General features: G+C 67.1%; 7 protein-coding genes and 2 pseudogenes. 2 read left to right on the top strand and 7 right to left on the bottom strand.

Features of this window, described 5'->3' with window-relative positions; all coding sequences use genetic code 11:
* Nucleotides 1-14: 14 nt before the first annotated feature.
* The 3 genes and pseudogenes from CPH93_RS00580 to CPH93_RS00570 form a co-directional block, all read right to left on the bottom strand.
* Entirely contained in the window at nucleotides 15-6,866 is a 6,852-nt protein-coding gene (locus CPH93_RS00580) for a polymorphic toxin-type HINT domain-containing protein (protein WP_443031480.1), read from the bottom strand.
* 164 nt (nucleotides 6,867-7,030) lie between these two features.
* Nucleotides 7,031-11,353 (bottom strand): LamG-like jellyroll fold domain-containing protein, encoded by a 4,323-nt coding sequence (locus CPH93_RS00575; RefSeq protein WP_096211576.1) that lies wholly within the window; start codon nucleotides 11,351-11,353, stop codon nucleotides 7,031-7,033.
* 474 nt (nucleotides 11,354-11,827) lie between these two features.
* Nucleotides 11,828-12,479 (bottom strand): annotated as a pseudogene (locus CPH93_RS00570) (HNH endonuclease family protein).
* Nucleotides 12,480-12,623: 144 nt separating this feature from the next.
* Between CPH93_RS00570 and CPH93_RS36550 the strand changes: the two are divergent.
* Together CPH93_RS36550 and CPH93_RS35650 are read left to right on the top strand one after the other, a co-directional pair.
* Complete coding sequence (locus tag CPH93_RS36550) at nucleotides 12,624-12,785, top strand: hypothetical protein (protein WP_231977118.1); 162 nt, start codon at nucleotides 12,624-12,626, stop codon at nucleotides 12,783-12,785.
* Between the two features lie 38 nt (nucleotides 12,786-12,823).
* Entirely contained in the window at nucleotides 12,824-12,985 is a 162-nt protein-coding gene (locus tag CPH93_RS35650; protein ID WP_159394938.1) for a hypothetical protein, read from the top strand.
* Between the two features lie 273 nt (nucleotides 12,986-13,258).
* On the opposite strand, the gene CPH93_RS00560 is transcribed toward CPH93_RS35650, so the two are convergent.
* From CPH93_RS00560 to CPH93_RS00545, 4 genes and pseudogenes are all read right to left on the bottom strand, one after another.
* Nucleotides 13,259-13,681, bottom strand: coding sequence for an RICIN domain-containing protein (locus CPH93_RS00560; RefSeq protein WP_231977117.1), 423 nt, complete (start codon nucleotides 13,679-13,681; stop codon nucleotides 13,259-13,261).
* 137 nt (nucleotides 13,682-13,818) lie between these two features.
* Nucleotides 13,819-14,412, bottom strand: coding sequence for an RICIN domain-containing protein (locus tag CPH93_RS00555; RefSeq protein WP_159394937.1), 594 nt, complete (start codon nucleotides 14,410-14,412; stop codon nucleotides 13,819-13,821).
* Nucleotides 14,413-14,763: 351 nt separating this feature from the next.
* Nucleotides 14,764-15,894 (bottom strand): annotated as a pseudogene (locus tag CPH93_RS37395) (IS630 family transposase).
* Nucleotides 15,895-15,981: 87 nt separating this feature from the next.
* A complete protein-coding gene (locus tag CPH93_RS00545) occupies nucleotides 15,982-16,476 on the bottom strand; it encodes a DinB family protein (RefSeq protein ID WP_096211574.1) in 495 nt (164 codons plus the stop codon).
* Nucleotides 16,477-17,774 lie beyond the last annotated feature (1,298 nt).

Below are 17,774 nucleotides of genomic sequence, written 5' to 3'. Positions count from 1 at the left end.
TCCTTCGATGATGGTTATTCCGGATAGAACTGGCCCACTCGGCCTCTATTCATGCCGAGTACGTAATCGACGCCGTTGACGTTTCCGCGAATCTGATACATTCCTTGACTGCCTCGCTGAACCAGCGTATTGCGGTTCTGTCGCATGACTTGACCGATAGCACCTTGGACGTCATCAACACTCATGCTCGAATCGAAGAAGGACTGCGTTTTCTTCACCGAGCCATCCCAGTACTTCGGGTGATGACGAGTGAGGATGTGCTCCATTCCCTTCTTATCCAGCAAGAAGGACTGATTCCCGAACTGGAACCGCTGACTGCTCCAGTCCCGGAGAGCGGAAAGGCATCCTCCACTGTTATGAACCAGAACCGGCGTCTGTCCAGCGAGTACATAGTACGTGTGCGTGCCTGCGATGGTTAGGTCGTGTGTCTGCTGCTGCTTGCTGAAGTGACGGACCGCGGCGATCTTGACCGTTGCGCCCTGAGGGGTACGGAGGTGAGTGCCGGGGCGGAGGTCGCCAGCGTTGATCCACCTTTTCTTGTCGACGGACCAGAAGGGGTGGGTGTCGGTGGCGATGATGCTTGCTTGGCCCGCGGGGGTTTTGATGGTGAGGTCGGTGAAGTGTTTGTCGTCCTTGGTGACGATGGTGGCGACGACGGGGCGGGTGGTGGTCTTGCCGGTTTCCGGGTCGGTGGCGATGACCTTGTCGCCGGTTTTTACGTCCTCGATGCGCTTTCGCTTGCCGTTGGCGAGGGCGACTTCGGTGTTTGGGACGAAGCTGTGGAAGCAGTCGCTGGCCTTGCCGGCGAGACGCCCGGCGATCCTGCCGGGGATTTCTCCTTCGGTTACAGCAGCTACCCCTGCTGTGGCGATGAGCTTGGTGAAGCTGTAGACATCGTCGGGGCAGCCGCCTTCGAGCCGGTAGCAGGCTTCGCTGAGCGCATGCATGATGCGTACGCCCGCCATCGGGCCGTCTTCGAAGCGCGGATTGCCCCACGGCTTGAATTCGCTGGTGACCTCCTTGAACTCCCGCTCGAGTTCAGGGGCTTTCGCCCAGCTCAGAGGGGCCGAAACGCCTGGGTAGATCTCGTAGCGAGTTGGCCCGTTGTAGGGGATGTGGCAGTAGGGTTGGATGCAGGCGCCGGGGCCGGGGATGTAGTTCTTGGAGCCGGAGAGGCGCATGCCGCCGTGGCGGTTGTGGACGACGCCGGTGCCGCGTCCTGAGCCATCGGGGTCTGCGAAGAGTTGGCCGGTGGGGTCGCTGAAGGTCAGTGGGCTGTTGTTGCTGTAGGTGTAGCCGTTGATCTGCTGGGGATCCGCCGGATCCATGACGGGGTCGACGGAGAGGAAGCGTCCGGTGTCCGGGTCGAATTCGCGGGCGCCGAGGTGGGTGAGGCCGGTGTCGTCGGTGTCGTCGGTGCCGCCGATGTAGCCCTTGGAGCCGGGCCAGTTGGTGGGTTTGGTGCCTCGGGGCCCGCCGAAGGGGAGGCTGCGGCGTTGGGTGAGGGTCTGGTCGGCGGCGTTGATGGCGAGTTGGCCGGTGCCGTGGTGGTCGGCGAGGGTGAGGGTGTAGGTGCCGTCGTCGGCCAGGACGGCTTGGTTGCCGCTGCCGAGGGGGATGTAGCGGGTGGCTTTGGGTTTGTCGGCGCCCTTGTAGAGGGTGACTTCGGTGTGGTCGCCGAGGGTGAGGGTGGTCTTGTCGCCGGTGTGGGTGATCAGGCGGTTGCCGTCGGCGTCGTAGACGTAGCTCGTGGTTTTGGTGCCCTTGTCGCCGGCCGGTTCGGTGACCTTGGCGAGGTGGCCTTCGACGTCCCAGCTGAGGGTTTGCTTGTCGCCGTGGAGGGTGCGGGAGGTGGTGTTGCCGGTGTTGTCGTAGCCGTAGGCAGAGGTGCTGGTGCCGGCAGGGCCGGCGGTGTCGACGGAGGTGAGAGTGTGGGGCCGAGGCGTGCCGGGCTTGGGGTAGGCGTAGGTGCTCTTCGTGTCCTTGGGGGCGTCGCCGGTGGGGTCGTGCTGGGTGAGGGTGGTGCGGTTGCCGGCGGTGTCGTAGCCGTAGGACTGCCAGTAAGGAGCCGGGCCGGCAATGAGGTTGCCGGCGGGTTTGTCGGCGCAGGTCTTTTCGTCCTGGGTCCAGGCCTCGGTGAGCCGGCGGAGATGGTCGTAGGTGAAGCACTGGGTGTCGGTGCCGGTGCGGGAGACGTCGGAGAGTGTGGTGATGTTGCCGGCCGGGTCGTAGCCGTAGGTGGCGGACTGGTCGACGCCGGCGACGTCCTGGCGGTCGACGCGGGAGTTGGACAGGCGCTGGGTGCCCCACTCGTAGGTGCTGGTGACCTGTGTGGGCTTTCCGCTGCCGACGATCCGGTAGGTGAGGGGCTTGCCGGTGAGGGTGTAGGTGGCGTCGGAGCGGATACCGGTGCCGAAGACGGAGGTCACCCGCATCGTGCGGTCGTCGTAGGTGTAGTTCCAGCCCTTGCCGAGGATGTTGCCCGCCTGGGACATGCTGCGGCCTCTGGGCAGACCGTTGGCGTACAGGCTGGTGCTGGCGGAGTAGGTGCCTGCCAGTGCGCCTTCGGAGTCCGGGATGACGGTGTCGGTGCGCAGGGGTCGGTAGACCGGGTCGTACTGGGTGATCTTGGTGGTGTAGGCCTTGCCGTCGAGGTAGCGGGTGGACTCGGCCAGCTGTCCCTTCGCCCCGGTGACGGTGTCGTAGACCCACTCGGCGCGCAGCGGGCCGTCGGGTGTTTTGTCGTGCAGCTCGGTCTTGCGGCCGAGCCCGTCGTAGACGGTGGCCAGTACGGCACCGTTGGCGTCCTCGCTGGAGATCTGCTGGCCGCGGTCGTCGAATGTCGCCTTGGTGATGCCCTTGTCGGGGTCCTTCGACCAGATCTGATTGCCGAGCTGGTCGTACTGGTAGGCCCACCTGTTGCCGGCCGGGTCTGTGACGCCTTCGAGCTTGCCTGCCGGGGTGTAGGAGTAGCGGGTGGTGTCTGCGGGCGCGTCGGCGGTGCGGGCGTGGTGCTGCAGGAGCTGGGTCGTTAGGCCGCGGGCGTCGGTCACCGTGGTGGTGGCGGTGCTGCCCTGCGGCGGAATGACGGTGGTGCGGTCTCCGCCGTAGTGGGTGGTGGTGACGGCGAGGACCTTGCCTCCCTCGCCGTTGCCGGCGACGTCCCGGCTCTCGGTTTCCCGGCCCAGCCCGTCGTACGTCTTCCAGGTCTGGGTCTCGACGCTCAGCGCATCGGCGGGCTTGAAGAGTGCGCGTTCCGGCTTCCCGGACACGTAGTACGGGGCGAAGGCCTTCGCGACCAGGCCGCGCTCGTCATAGAAGGTGTCGCTGATCAGCCACCCGGCATCGGGCCCGGGTGCCTGGGCCTGTCGAGTGCGCAGGTAGCCGTCGTAGAGGGTGTAGGAGACGTTCTGGCCGCCTTGAGGGTTGAGCGTGCGGGTGGCGACGGTGGCCGGTTTGCCCTCTTCGACGTAGTAGTCGAACTGGTAGTTGGGCAGCAGTGAGGTGGCCCGGCGGTCTGCCAGCCACACCTTGGTGGAGCGGCCCAGGGCGTCGTAGCGCAGGATGGTGCGCTTGCCGTTGGCGTCGAGGGTGAGGGAGGGCTGGCCGCGCAGCGGGTCGAGTTCGGTCGTGGTGGTCTGAGCGGTGGCGTTGTCCTTGGCGTCGGCCGGCGGTGTGGTGACGACGGTCTTGGTGGGGATGCCGGTGGCGGGGGAGTAGACCGTGGTGGTGGTGCGGCCGTCGGCGCGGGCGGTGCGGGTCGGCGCGCTGTCACCGATGGTGGCGACGTTCGCCGTGAGGTCGGTGACCTTTTCCGGCCGCCCGTAACCGTCGTAGGTGGTGCCGGCCTCCAGGTAGGTGGCCGTGGTGCCGTCGTGCTTCTTCAGTGTGGCGACGGCGGTGGCGTCGCCCTTGGTGGGCGCGGAGCTGTAGCCGGCGCCGTCGTAGGCGGTGCGGACGTCGGAGATGACGTCCTTGGACCGGTCCGGGCTGCTGCCGCATTCGGTGGCGACGGTCTCGACCCGTGCAGGCAGGGTGAGGATGTTCTTGTCGGCGTTGGTGGCATAGGTGGTGCGGGTGCACCGGTCGTCGTCGGTGGTGGCATCGTCGCCGCGGTCGCTGACCTCGGTGACGCGGCCGGCGACCGTGTCGAAGGTGGAGGCGGTGGTGGTCGTGCGCCACTTCGCGCCGGCCCCGTCGTCGAGCGAGGTCCAGGCGCGGGCGCTGGCCGTGCCGCTGAAGTTCGCGGTGACGGTCCCCCAGTCGCGGACCTTCCTGGCCGTCTCGTGGTGCCAGGGCCGGCTGACGGTCTTGGCGAGGATCTTCCCGCCGGGAGCCGCGTACGTAGCGGTCTTGTAGGGGAAGCCGGCCGCGGAGGCATCGTCGGAGAGCGGCTCTCCCTCGCCGTCCTCCAGAGCGACCTTGACGTCCTTGGTGCCGCCGCTCACCGTCTTGCGGTCGCCGTCCATGCCGCGCAGGAAGAAGCTGTCCTCCTGCGTCTTCATGGCATCGGCGGCGGTGCCCTGGCCACCGGTCTGAACGCGGACGTGGCCGTAGCCGCGCCACTGGGACCAGGTCTTGAACTTCTCCTTGGTTAGCCCGTCGTCATCGTCGTAGTGCCAGGCCGCGTCACCGAGGTAGCTGTAGCGGGTGACCTGGTCCGGTGCGCCCCCGGTGCGGTCGGTGGTCGTCACGGAGGTGACGACGTACTTGTTGAACCACGACTTGTCCATGTCGTCGCTGGCGCTGCCGCCGATGAACTGCGGGAAGCATCGGGTGGGGTTGGACTCCGGGGTGGGCAGGCTGTCGAACGAGCAGGCGGGAGCGGAGTAGTTGACGTCGGTCTGGCCGCCGTATTCGTCGTCGACGGTCGACAGCCGGTCCTTGACGTAAGGGGCGTAGCCGTCGCCCGTCTTGTCGAGCCGGTTGGCCAGCTGGGTGTAGGCGAAGGTGGTCTTCGGCAGGGTGAGGGGCGCGGTGCCGGTGCGACCGGTGTGCTGGATGGATTCCAGCTCCAGCTGGTAGTCGACGTCGGCCTTGCCCCAGCGGTGGGTCAGGGACCAGGAGTCGACCGGGGTGAGGGCGCCGTCCTTGAGGACCTCGGTGGTCACACCCGTCAGCCGCTTGCGCGTCCAGAAGGTGGGGGAGAAGCGCCCCTGGTCGCAGGCGGTGCCGGCCTTGCAGTTCAGGTCCCAGGGCGTGTCGTACCAGTAGAAGCTCTTGGCGTCGATGGTGTCGGCCGCGCAGGTGACCCCGGACTGGGGCAGGCAGCGCTCGGCGTTGGTGAAGGACACCTGAGCCAGCGGCTTGCCCGCGTACAGGTCGCTGGAGGAGCGGCCGTACTCGATGCGCTTGAGGGAGCCGCCGCGGGTGTAGGGGGTGTCGTCGTCCTTGTTCAGGTCACGTCCGTAGGAGTTGGTCTCCTTGTCGTAGTAGTACGAAATCGCGTTGCCGTGCGGATCGACGACGTAGTCGAGGTTCCAGCGCCAACCCTGCTGGCACCAGGAGTCCTTGAAGGCGTCCTTGTGGCAGTCCTCGCCGCTGTTGTTGCCGAAGACCGGGACGGTCCAGGTGGAGTCGGTGGTGTCCTTGCCGGCGGCCCAGCCGGGCAGCTTGTGGTAGCCGAAGTAGAAGCGGGTTCCGGAGGGGTTCGTCAGCTCCCAGTACTCGTTGTCGTTGTCGCCGTTGCCCCGTGCCGCTGACGTCAGCCGCTTGATCTTCGTGCCGTCATCGTTCTGGAGCTTCCACGCGTCCTTGCCGGCCGGGACGAGTTCGCCGGCCTTGCCGTTGAAGGAGATGAAGGCGTTGTCGTACGACCAGCACAGGTCACCCGGCTTGTTGCCGTCGGCGTGCTTCTCGCCGTCCTCGGAGCAGGGCTTGTAGCGGCGCTCGATGTAGCCGGGCCACAGCTCGAAGCCGTCACCGACCCAGGAGCCCTGGTTGTTGCTGTTGCCGGTGCGGCCGTCGACCGCTCCGGAGGAGTACGACAGGCCCACGCTGGGCTTGAGGCCGCCGGGGACCTCGGGGACGGGCATGTCGTAGGACCAGGTGAAGTCACCGGTGTTGAGGTTGGCGTCCCAGGTGGCGGAGGGGGCCAGGCTGGTGGCCTTGTAGTCGCCCTTGACGCTCTTGTCGTCACCGACCGCAGCGAGAACGGTGTGCCCGTTCGCACGCAGTGACACCGAGGACGCGGTCAGCGTGTGCTTTTCGGTGTTGTTGCTGGTGGTGAGCGGCTTCGCGGTACGGCAACCGGCCTTGTCCGGGGTGGTCGCCGCACACGCTGGTAGCTCCACGAGGCGCAGCCGGGAGCCGTAACCGCCGCCGTAAGCCCCGGCGAAGTCACGGTAGTTGACACCCACGCGCAGTGAGCCGGGCCGCTGCCGGACGGCCGGGGTGGAGCCGTCGGCAGGCTGAAGGGTGAACAACACCCCGTCGATGCCGGCCCGACGACTCTGCTGCTGGCTGAGGACGTGCACGGTCACCGCTCCCGGCACCGCTCCGGCCGCCGCACTGTGGTGCGTGCCTGTGGCCTTGGCTAACTTCCGCGACCTGGTTTCGGCGGGAGCGAGTGTCAGAGGAAGCCGCTTGTCCTCCCCGCCGGCCACCGATGACGGCGGCGCGGCGCCTGCCTCGGCGAGACGGATGATGGCCGCGGCGGCCTTGGGCCAGTCGCTCTTGGGGCGCACGTTCGGGGTGCGTGGCCCCGTAGGGAGCCTCCGGGGTTTCACCCGTACGCCAAAGGTGCTGGCGACGGCTTTGCCCGCGTCCGCATGGGCTGGCGCACCGGACGCTGCGGCGGGCTGTGCGGTCGCAGGCAGAAGCGACAGCAGGGAGCCGGTGAGCACCATGGAGATGCCCACGCCCATACTGCGCCGCAGTCGTGCGCGTCTGACAAGACCAAGCATGCCGTTCAACTTCCGTCCCACCCTTTTCCGCTCACCGCATATGCGCCGATGGCGCCGCCGCGATTGCCTACGTCAGAAAGTCCGCTCGGTGTGTGGCGTGCGCTCCCTGGCTGCACGCCACACGGTCAGGCCCCGTCGGGCACGTTGGGCACTTCGGTCGGCAACCCGTACAACTCGCTTGCGATCCGGCCGACCTGCGCGTCACTGAGGGCGCCCTGGAACGTCCACACGTCGTCGATCGCCCCGGGCCAGTAGTCACCGAAGGAGCCGTGTCCCTTGGCCCGCCCGAGCTGAAGCGACTTCAGGGCTTCGAAGGAGATGACGTTCTCCGCCCAGGGGACGGCCTCCAGACAGGCGGCGTCATCCGCCCGACCGTCATCGTCTCCGTCGATGCAGGCAGCTTCACCGAGATACCCGTTGACGTAAATGCGGGCCTGCTTGGCGAAGCCGTCATACACGATCGCGATGTGGTTCCAGTCCGTCACGCTGTTGAAGGACTGAGCGTTGCCGGCCCAGTCGAGCTCGGTGTCAGGGGTGTCCGCCCGAGGCAGGGCCAGCTCCCAGAAACCCTCTGCGGAGGGGTTCTTCGGGTTGGGCACAAAGCCGGCCCCGAAGCTGCTGGCATTGGTTCCTTCGGCACTGATCAGGGCCGAAGGACGGGACGGCACGGCTGCCGCCTGCACCCACGCGGTCACCGTGAAGCTCTCACTGGTGTCGAACGGGACCGCGCTGGAGGCGTAGTCCTGCTGCTTGCCGTTCAGGACCAGCCCGCCCTCGCCCAGGAAGCCGGCGCCGGGTACCTGCTGGGCGCTGCCGCCCAATGTCATGGCCGGCCCCCGCGCGACGGAGTTGGCCCCGGGATCGGCCGTCTGGTCGAACTGCCAGCGGCCGGTCAGGACCGGTCGTCGCTGGACGAGCTGGTGGATCTCGCCCTCGGAGACCGGGCGGTCGAAGATCCGGACGTCATCGATCTGGCCAATGAGGTAGTCGGTGTAGGCACCGCGGTACAGAGCCCGGCCGATCTGCAAGGAACCGTCGCCGTACCAGGCCTGCGGCGCCGCGGTGCTCCCCTGCAGGATCCCGTTGACATACAGGCTCACCGTGTTGTCCACCGTGTCGTGCACGGCGGCCAGATGCACCCACTTGCCGATGGTCGCCTTCTGCTTCGAGGCGACGCGCTGTTGGCCCACGCTGCCGTCAGCGGAGTCCTTGGTGGCCAGACGCGCACTCCACACGCCACCGGAGGCCTCGTACGACAGGTAGAAGGCGCTGAGAAAACCGCCGTCCTGTGCGACGACCGTCTGATTCCGGCCGGCGTCGGTGACCCGGGCCCACGCGGTGACCGCATAGGACCGTTCGGTGTTGAAGTGCGCCGCGTCCACCGAGGCGTAGTCGTCCTTGCCGTCCAGGCTCAGGGCGTTGCCGGCTACTCCTGCCTTGCCGGGCTCGGCACCGCCGTGGAGAACGGCCGGCATGACATCGCCGTGGCCGGTGACCTGCTGGGCCTCGGCCGGCTCGTCGAGCGGGAAGACCGCGCGGGCCGGCCGCCCGGGGCCATGGATGCGCTCCTTGGCGTACAGGCGGGTGACCTCTCCGGCGGAGACGGCCTTGTCGAAGATCTGCACCTCGTCGAGGGAGCCGGGAAAGAAGGCTCCAGGCTTTCCGTCGTAGGAACCGGCGCCCAGTTGGAGGCCACGCCGTGCGTTCCAGGCGCCAGCATAGGGCGTCTGGCCGACGAGCTTGCCGCTGACGTACAGCTGCAACACCTTGGCGGCGCTGTCGTAGACGCCCACCAGGTGGGTCCACTCATTAGCGGTGACACCGCCGGGCTGGGGCGCCATCGCGCGGGCGATGCCGGCGTCGGAGCTGTCGGAGGTGTACTGGTTGAACACCCACCGCTTGAGGTCGGAGGAGTAGTACAGCTCGAATCCCGGCCGGTTGTTGCCCGGCTGGGTGGCGACGATCGCCGGATGGTCGGGGATCTGACTCGGACGGACCCAGGCCGAGACGCAGAAGCCCCGGGAGGTGTCGACCACGGGGATGTCGGTCGCCGCGTAGCCATCGGTCCCGTTGAGGGCCAGGGCGGTGCCCGTCACTCCCTCCGCACCCGGTGTGGCGCCGCCGTGCAGGGCCGCGGTCCGGGCCGGCGTGGAACCCTTCGCCTCGGTGGCGTCGGCCGACTCGTCGAACTGCCAGGTGGCCCGCTCGGGCTGACCTGCCTTCACCCGGAACCGGTAGGTGCGGATCTCACTATTGTTGCCGGCCGCGTCGAAAGCCTGGACGGTCACGAAGTTCAGTCCGGGCTTCTCGGGCTGGATGGAGATGTTTCGCGCCGCACCGCCAGCAGTGGTCACCGAATTCTTGACGGACGGGTCGCCGTTGACGCCGTACGTGTAGCGGTTCACGTCCCGGTGGCTGTCCGCCACCTCGAAGGCGCCGTACTGGCCGACCCCGTCGTACCACGGATCGTCCGGATTCTCGGGGTCGGAGGGGGGATAGTCCCCTGAGCTGATCGTGGGGGCCGCGGGCACCCTGGTGTCGAGGACGAAGTAGCAGGCCTCGGCGGACCCGGTGAACGACCATGGGGAGTACTGTGCGCCGTCATAGGTCCGCACCGCCCAGTTCACGGTCTTGTTTGTCGGAATCGAGGCGGGCAGGCTGACGGCGAAGGAGGAGCCGGAATCCTTCGCCGTGGTCAGACCCGGCTTCCAGCGGGCGATGGTGCCCTTGCCGTCGCCCTCGTCCCAGCTCGCCTGGAACTGGACCCGGACCTTGTCCCGGTCGGGATCGGTGACATCGGTTGCGTAGATCTTTCCCCGGGTGCGGATTCGAGCGGCAGCTCCGGACTTCTTGCAGCCGCCGCCGTACTCCATCGTCAGCTGCGAAGGCTTCACCTGTGGCGGAGGCCGGTTGTAGGTCACCCGCAAAAAGGCCTTGTCCGAGAACCGCTTCCAGGCCAGCCCATCGACCTCGCTCCCGGCCTTCAGCCCGAAGGTCAGCGTGGGCCATTTGTTGTCCGCGGCCTCCTGCACCGCCGACCGGACGCCGAACTCCCCGTCTTTCGCTGCACAGCCGTCATAGCCGTACGCAAAGCTGGGGGAGGCCAGCCGCTTTTGCCAGAAGCCGTCCGCGTTCTGGGAATTCCAGGTCGTCGACGTGGAGATGGGCTTGGTGCGCCAGAGCTCGACCTTCCGCTCCTTGCAGGAAGCGGACCAGGTGTTGCGGACCACGAACTCCGCCGAGAGGATCGACTTGCCGGCGAAGGCGGAGGTCGGGATCTGGTAAAAGAGCCGCTTGGTGTCCTCGGGCTGGCAGTGGTTCCAGTCGCAGTACCCCATCCCCGCGTCGTGATCGCCGTTGAACTTCCACTGCGGGGAGGACGCCCAGTACTTCGACGCCATCGTCCAGGAAGTCGCCCGAGGGGTGGACCACTGGGGGTCGATGAAGACCGGATAGACGGTGTCCTTGCCCTTCAGGACGTCGGCGTCGGGCTTGAGGACGACCTGGTCCTGGCCGGCGGGGATATCCACTCCCACGGGCGCGAGCTTGCCCGAGTCACCGGCAGACGGCTCCTCGCCCTCAGCGCCGGCAGCGGGCGCCCGTCCGACGGCCCGGGCGGTCTTCCCTGCGGCCGGCGCGGACTTCAGGCTCTTGCGGGCTGCGGCGGGTTTCCCACCCGTGCTGGAGTCCCACATCAGCGGGGTGGGCGCCTCGAACACCGGCGAACCGGCGCCCTTGTCGAGCGCCTCCAAACCACCGGCCGCCGTTTCCTTCACCTCCATGCCTTCGGCCGCCATCTTCAGGCGAAGCCGTGCCAGCTCCGAACTCGCGGCAGCCTGAGCCGACCTGACGACTAAAAGCTGGGTGAACCCGTCGGCCTGTGCCCCCATCCGCAGGTCCACGTCCGGCAGCACGTCGCGGTACGTGGCCTCCGCGCCGTCAAGAACCGGGGCGGGCAGCGTCCCCGGCCAGGACAGTGCCAGCTCGCGCCCTGCCTTGCGCATCGTCACCAGCGGTTTGTCGCCGCCGCCAGAGAACGCCAGACCCACGGCTGCAGCCTTCGGCGCCACGGTCCCATTGCTCTGCCCGGCCAGGTCGGTGTCGATGTCCTTCCACTGTCCCGACATCCTGGTGCGGACCGGCCGCAGGTACTGCCGGGCCTGGAGCTTGCCATCCGCAGTGGCCACGACATCTGCCGACTCACTACGCAGGGAAGAGACTTCGACCTCCCGCCCGGTGCGCTTGGCCTGCTCCAGGGCGGCGTCCTCGGTGGGAGCCTGGCCGTCCGACCCCTGCGCATCGGCGGCGGTCGCGGCGCTTTTCGGTGGATGAGGCGCGGCCCAGGCGGACGAGCCGAGGATTGCCGGTAGCAGGCCTGCCGTCAGCAGCCCGGCCGTACTCGCCGATAACACCCGATGAAAGCGTCCTCGACGCACCGAGACAGGCATCCCCGTCATCCCCCGCCCACAAAAATGAAGATTTCATGAAGAAGTTGTGGGCGGGAACGTATAGGTGAATGTGTTCGTATGAATACCCTCGCGAAACGCCACCTATGGAGTGGAACCGACATTCCGGCTTGCAGAGTTAAGTGATGCTCCTCACGAAGCTGCAGGGTTGTACGGGTTCAAGCCGCAATCAGAGCGAGAACCCGCCAGCAGGGCAGCCGCAAGGGCGGCAGCGGGCGGTCCGATTCCGCGGGCCGAGCGGCTACTACGACGCACCGTCCGGCTAGCGGCGAGCCTGCGGTCGTAACCGATGGCAGCGGCGCTGCCTGTCGCTTGTTGCTGGAGTGGGGCCCCAAGCCAGCAGGGCGTCACCGTGTCGATGCCGAAGGCTACGGCCGCCGCGGTCACTGACCGCCCCGGAGCCGTGCCTGCGGCGCACCGCTGCCTCCCGGCGGAAGCTGTGGCCGCGGGTTGGTGCTATACCGGCGCGTACTCGACGTCGGTGCTCTCGCAGTCGGCTGCGAGCTGGCGCAGGGTGTCGCGTTCGTGCCGGTCGACGGTCAGGGACCAGCGGAGCTTGGTGCCCACCCAGTCGGCCAGGTACGTGCACCGGGCCGCGGCTGCTGGCGGCATCCATTGGGCCGGGTCCTGATCGGCCTTGGACCGGTTGGTCTTCGCGGTGACCGCGACCAGACTGCGGTCGGCGCCGAGGTCGTTGGCGTAGGCCTGGCGCCGCGCGGCGGTCCACTGGGAGGCACCGCTGTCCCAGGCCTCGGCCAGCGGCACCATGTGGTCGATGTCCAAGCCCGAGGGCTCGTTCACGGTTGCCTCGTCGTAGTAGGAGCGCCAGGTACCACCGGTGATCTTGCAGTCCACACCGACCGTGGGCTCGATGACGGCCTCGGCCAGCAGAACCTCGTTGCGGGTGTTGCAGCCGTCCTTGTCCTCATCGATCCAGTGGCGGAACTTGGTGCGCTCGTAGCCCTCGCGCACTTCGGCGGCCTGGGGGAAGCGCTTCGATGCCGTCGTAGAGGCTGAGCGTCTCGGCAGCCTGTGCGGGGGGGACTGTAGTGAGGGGTAGCAGGGCGAGGGCCGCGGCCGCGAAGGCGCGAGCAGTCGTCTTGTCCATGATCTGTTGATAGCGCCAGCACGGAGACCGCCGGGCGAAACAGATCGGCCAGTACGGCTACTCCGACACCAAAACCGCCCACTACGAGGAAGACCACCTCGTCCCCCTCGAACTGGGCGGGGCCCCGCGCGACCCCAAGAACCTGTGGCCGAGCCCCGCTACGGCAACAAGCCGGCCGCCAGCAAGGACTCCGTGGAGAACAAGCTGAAGGTCGCGGTGTGCAACGGCACCGTAAAACTCGCCGCCGCACGCAGCGCCATCGCCACCAACTGGACCACCGCCCTGTCAAAGGTCGGAATCGGCTGACCGCGTCAGCGCGGCTCACAGGGGCGTGCAGTTCCCCGATGGGCACCGCCCGCGAGCGGGCGAAGACCGACGCTCTCGCCTCCGTCCTCGAGGACATCGCTACCAGCGGCTACCCGGACCTGCAGACCGGCGTGCTGTGGGAGGCCGCCCGCGACGAGCACCTCGCCGGCCTTGCCGACGAGCAGCCGTGTGTCGCCTGAACACGGTCCCGCCGCGCCCAGGTCATCCTTGTCGAGCCGCCTGCAGCCAGCTGCGCAAGCTCTCCGCTCAGGGGCTCCGGGGAGCCGCCCGTGACAACGCCTTGCCCCGACCTCGGCATCATCGCATCGGCCGGGGGCGGGGCGTTTTGCATCGTAGCCATCGCGGTATCCGACGATAGACACGAGGCCGGGGGAGCAGAAAGCGGGCTGGACACTGCTGCAGAACAACTGCCGCGTGTTCGCTTCGGCTCAGCGGCGATGTGACCAGTGATCTCAGGGGTGACGTGTGATGTCCCATCGCTGATTGGAGTTGTGGTTGTCCCGCCAGAGGATGACAGGAGCGTTGTCCGCGGTGCTGGCCCCTTGGACATCGACGGCGAGCTTCGCGGTGAGCGGATGTGCGTAGAGCGGGGTATGCCGCAGCGCTACCGGAAGGTAGCTGAAGCTCTGGTTGGTTCCAGCGATGCAGTCGTACTGGTCGAGTCGAGCTCCCTTGGCTGCGCCGCCGTGCACGGTCAGGCACTTGCCGCTGTTTACGTTGCGCAGCACCAGGGTGCCCAGTGAGGGGTCTCCTCCGCCCCGTTCCACGGCCCATTGCTGGTTGCGGGCTCCCACGCAGCGGTATTGGTTGACGGTCGCGTTGTCGGCCTTGCTGGCGCCTTGCACCGTCAGGCACTTGCCGCTGTGGTTGTTCACTACATACCGGACGGAGGCTCCTTGAACCTGCGAGCTAGAAGAAGCGGCGCTTGAGGGTGCGGCTAGACCGGCCAGACATAGCGCAGCCGAGCTGGTTGCCAGCGCCGTGAGCACCCTGCTATGTGCTGACATAGCCATCATCCCGTTGCCTTCCAGTCCTGGTTGGTCCTGCGGTTGCAGGACCAGTTGATCACTGGTGCGTTGTCGGCCGTGCTGGCGCCTTTGACTTCGAGGCACTTGTCGTGGCCGTTGGCGGGCCGCAACTGGCCAGCCCAGTGTTGCGCGTTGGGAAGCTGGGAGTACCAGACCTGGCTGGTGTCGTCCTGGTACGACTCCTGGACAGCGACGGTTCCCTTCCGGTTGCTGCCTCCGCCCAGCGACAGCGCCTTCTGGCTGTGGTAGTTCTCGATTCGGCGCCGCAATCCGCCGAGGTTGTAGATGACCCACCACTGATTCCTTGCCCCCACGCACCGGTACTGATTGACGGGTGCGTAGTCGGCCGTGCTGGCGCCCTTGACCGTGAGGCACTTGCCGCTGTGGCCGTTCACGATGTAGTACACGTTATCCGCCTGGCCGGCGACGTGCCGGAATCCCAGGCTGCCCACGTGGGCAGCCGCAGGCGCCGGCGTCGCGGCGGCCGCGTCCGACTCCATGCCGCTCGGTACAGCCGCACCGACGGCCATCAGCAGCGTGATGCCGCTCAGCGCTGATCGTCCTGCTCGCCAAATCAAGGTGTCCTCACTCCTTCGCAGTTGTGCCGATGTGCTGTGAACACGTTGCCCGTTCCTCCGACCGGTGCCCACCGAATGGCGACAACTGGGAAATCCTGGGATCCCACGGCTCTGACCTGCACAGATGAAGGCGGGCATGGGATGAGAGTGGGACAGTCGCACCACCTTCAACAGAGGCGTCGAGCGACGCATGGCGACAGAACGGCGTCTGCAGGCTCGTAAGGCGACGGAGCAACTGCGCGAGGCGATGGACGATGTCGGGACCTCCGTCGCGGCGCTCGCTGCTCAGGGGTCACGACGCGCACGCCCGCCCGCATCTGGCTGCCGCTCGCTACCCGAGCTAGTCCCGCGTCAGGCAACGTTCGCCCTGTCGACCATGGCTCGTAGCCGCTGGTCGTCGGCATGCTTGTTCCGCCAGATGTTGTAGCGGCGGATCATGCTGCCCTGTTCCTTGTGGCCGGCGTGGTCAGTGCCGTCGAGGGTGAAGTAGCGCAGGGCGGTGAACTGGGCTTCGATGCGGTTGAGCCAGGAGCTGTTGGTCGGTGTGTAGGCGAACTCGACGTTGTTCGCCGTGGCCCAGTCGCCGACACGGGTGTCGTTCTTCGTGGTCGGGTGCGGGGAGAAGTTGTCGAGCACGATGGCGATGCGGATCTCGGGCGGGTGGAGGCTGCGCACGCAGCGGCAGAACTCCAGGAACCTCGTCCGGTTCTTTTTCTGCTTGGTGTGACCGTAGAGCCTGTCCTTGGCCAGGTCGTATGCGGCGAACAGATGCCGGACCCCGTGCGGGTGGGTGTAGGTCGCCCGCTGTCGCGGCCTCGGCTCGCGACCGGGGTCCTTGTGCCGTCCGCCACGCTCGGCCCATTGCCGTCCAGGGTGGGGCTGGAGGTTGAGGGGCCCGAACTCGTCGAGGCATAAGACGACTTCGGGTTCCCCGTCCTCGGGTATGACCTCACCGTCGGCGATCGCGTAGGGGTGTTCGACGCGGGCCTTCTTGGCGGCGTAGTCGGGGTCGCGGGAGGTCTTGCAGGTCTTTATGCGTTGAAACGACACGCCCTCCTGGCGGAGCAGGACCCGAAGGCCCTCGTGGCTGATGTCGTCGATCACCCCTCGGCGACCAGGAAGTCGGCCAGCTTGACCAGGCTCCAGGTCGAGAACGGCAGACCGTGCTCGGCCGGCTTGGACTTGGCGATCTTCTTGATCTCACGCTGCTCGGGCAGGGCGAACGTCCTTGGCCGGCCGCCGGAGTACTTCGGATACAGGCAGTCGAATCCGTCTGCATTGAAGTTATGAATCACGTCCCGGACCCGGTCCGGGCTGGTGAACGTCACCTCGGCGATCTTCACCATCGGCATACTCTGGGCGGACCGAACACCATCTGTGCCCGTCGCCAGTCACCACCGACCCGCTGCCCCTGCGGACAATCCGCAGCAACCGTCTGCCTTCGTCGTCATCGATCTCACGGACGCGTACTCGTTCTGCCACCCGGACGGCTTGGCGGCACCGAACCGCACGGGCCAACGTCCACCGTCGTGTCACATCACAACGGGACGAGGGTTCTGTGATGCGGCACTAGCGCCCGGTCGTCCCGTCGATCTGTTCCCGCAAGATATCGGCATGGCCAGCATGCCGGGCGGTCTCGCTGGTCATGTGAGCAACGACCCACCGCACCGAGAGGAACGTGCCCTCGACCGGTATCGCGACAGACTCTCCCAGGTCGCCGACGGAACGAATCGCGGCGTCGCTGGCCGCGATCGCCGCGTCGTAATCGGCCAGTACCTGCCCGGCACTACGACCGGCTGGCACCTGCATGCCGACATCCCCGGGATTGTCCGACTCCCGACCGGCCACGTGATACCCGAACCAGAACCGCTCCGCCAGGGTCAGATGATGGACCAGGCCCAGCAGCGTGGTCCCCGACTCCACCAAGCCCCGGCGTAGCTGCTCCTCCGTCAGACTGGCGGTCTTCTTCACCACGCACTGCCTGGAGAACGACAGGAAAGCCATCGCGGTATCCAGTTCACTACCGTCATTGCGGGGCACCGAGCGGCGCTGAGTCTCAGCCATGCAGGTGACTTTAGCGGCGCGCGCCCCGCCCGGCCCGCGAATTACAGGGCGGACGTTACCTGATACGGCACTAGCTGCGAACGCCTCTCAGTCGTAGCGGTTCCACTTGCCTGTTCATAACGCCGCAGACGTCAGAGGCTGGGCACATCGGCGTCAGACCCGTGCGCCTGGAATTTCCATGCTCGCCGTGACCCATCAGAACAGGACGTCCTGGTCCGGCCCTTCACGAGGCAGCGGTCGGCGTCCTCGCTGGCGATCTCTTTATGCACCGGCCCGGTGTGGGCTGCCGCCTCTCTGGGCACTGCACTTGTTTCTGATCGGCGTTGAGCCGTTGGCTTGGCCGGCTCGTATGCGATGTGCTCGGTGGCGGGACGTGGCGAAGGGTGGCGTAGGGGCACGCGGGGGCAGGGTGTTCGATTTTTCGGCATGGATGACTGGTGTCGGGAACTAGGGACGGAGCCTTGCGGCGCACCGCGAAGTGACCTGTCTCTTATTCCTTCTGATGCTGCATCCGATCGATTCTGCTTTCGGTTCGATCGGATGTGTCCGGGTGGGGGCGGGTGGCGGTGGAGGGGGAGCGGTGGAGGGGTTTTTGGGGCCGCTGGTCGTCTCCGGCCTTAACCCTCTGTGCTCGTGGCGCACGGCGTGCGGCGAAGTAGTGTCCCCGGCAACCGGAATGACAATCCGGGAAGACAGTGACCCTGGCCGGGGCGTCCAATCCGTGGCCAGGGCCTGTCGAGCAACGTCAGCTGCCTCGTTGAAGCCGCCCATGCCGAGACCCTCATCACCTGGGCGGCGATCACGCTGATGACCCACCGCCTGACCCGCACCGGCCCCGAACCCCCTGGACGAAGAAGGCGACGGCAGGGGCCGCGCGGATGAAGACGCAAGAGGATGCGTCCCTCCCACACCTCCATCATCGCGCTCCCAGAAGGACGACGAGAAGAAGGAGGCCGGGAACAACCCCGGCCTGACCTGCGAAGACGTCGGCTTGCCCGCCAAGACGGCCCAGGACCCGGCCTGACGCCCGCCCGAGGCCGGCGCCCCGGGCCTATGCCGGCACCCTCGTCTCCTGGGCGAAGAGGTCCCTCGCATGACCGTCAAGACCGTCAGCCGTCCCAGGGACGCGAAAGGCTTCGTCTTGCTGCCGCGGCGGTGGATCGTGGAAAGCTGGTGGATGCACGCCCGGCGGCTGGTCAGAGACTACGAGTGCCTCCCCGCGCACGCGGAAGCGATGCTCAACACGGCCGTCATCACGCTGATGACCCGCCGCCTGACCGGGCCCCGCCGCTACCCCA

It is taken from the genome of Streptomyces sp. 2323.1 (assembly GCF_900221035.1).
Taxonomy (GTDB): domain Bacteria; phylum Actinomycetota; class Actinomycetes; order Streptomycetales; family Streptomycetaceae; genus Streptomyces; species Streptomyces sioyaensis.
Note: the sequence above shows the minus strand (reverse complement) of the source record. Positions and strands in the feature narration are given on the sequence as shown.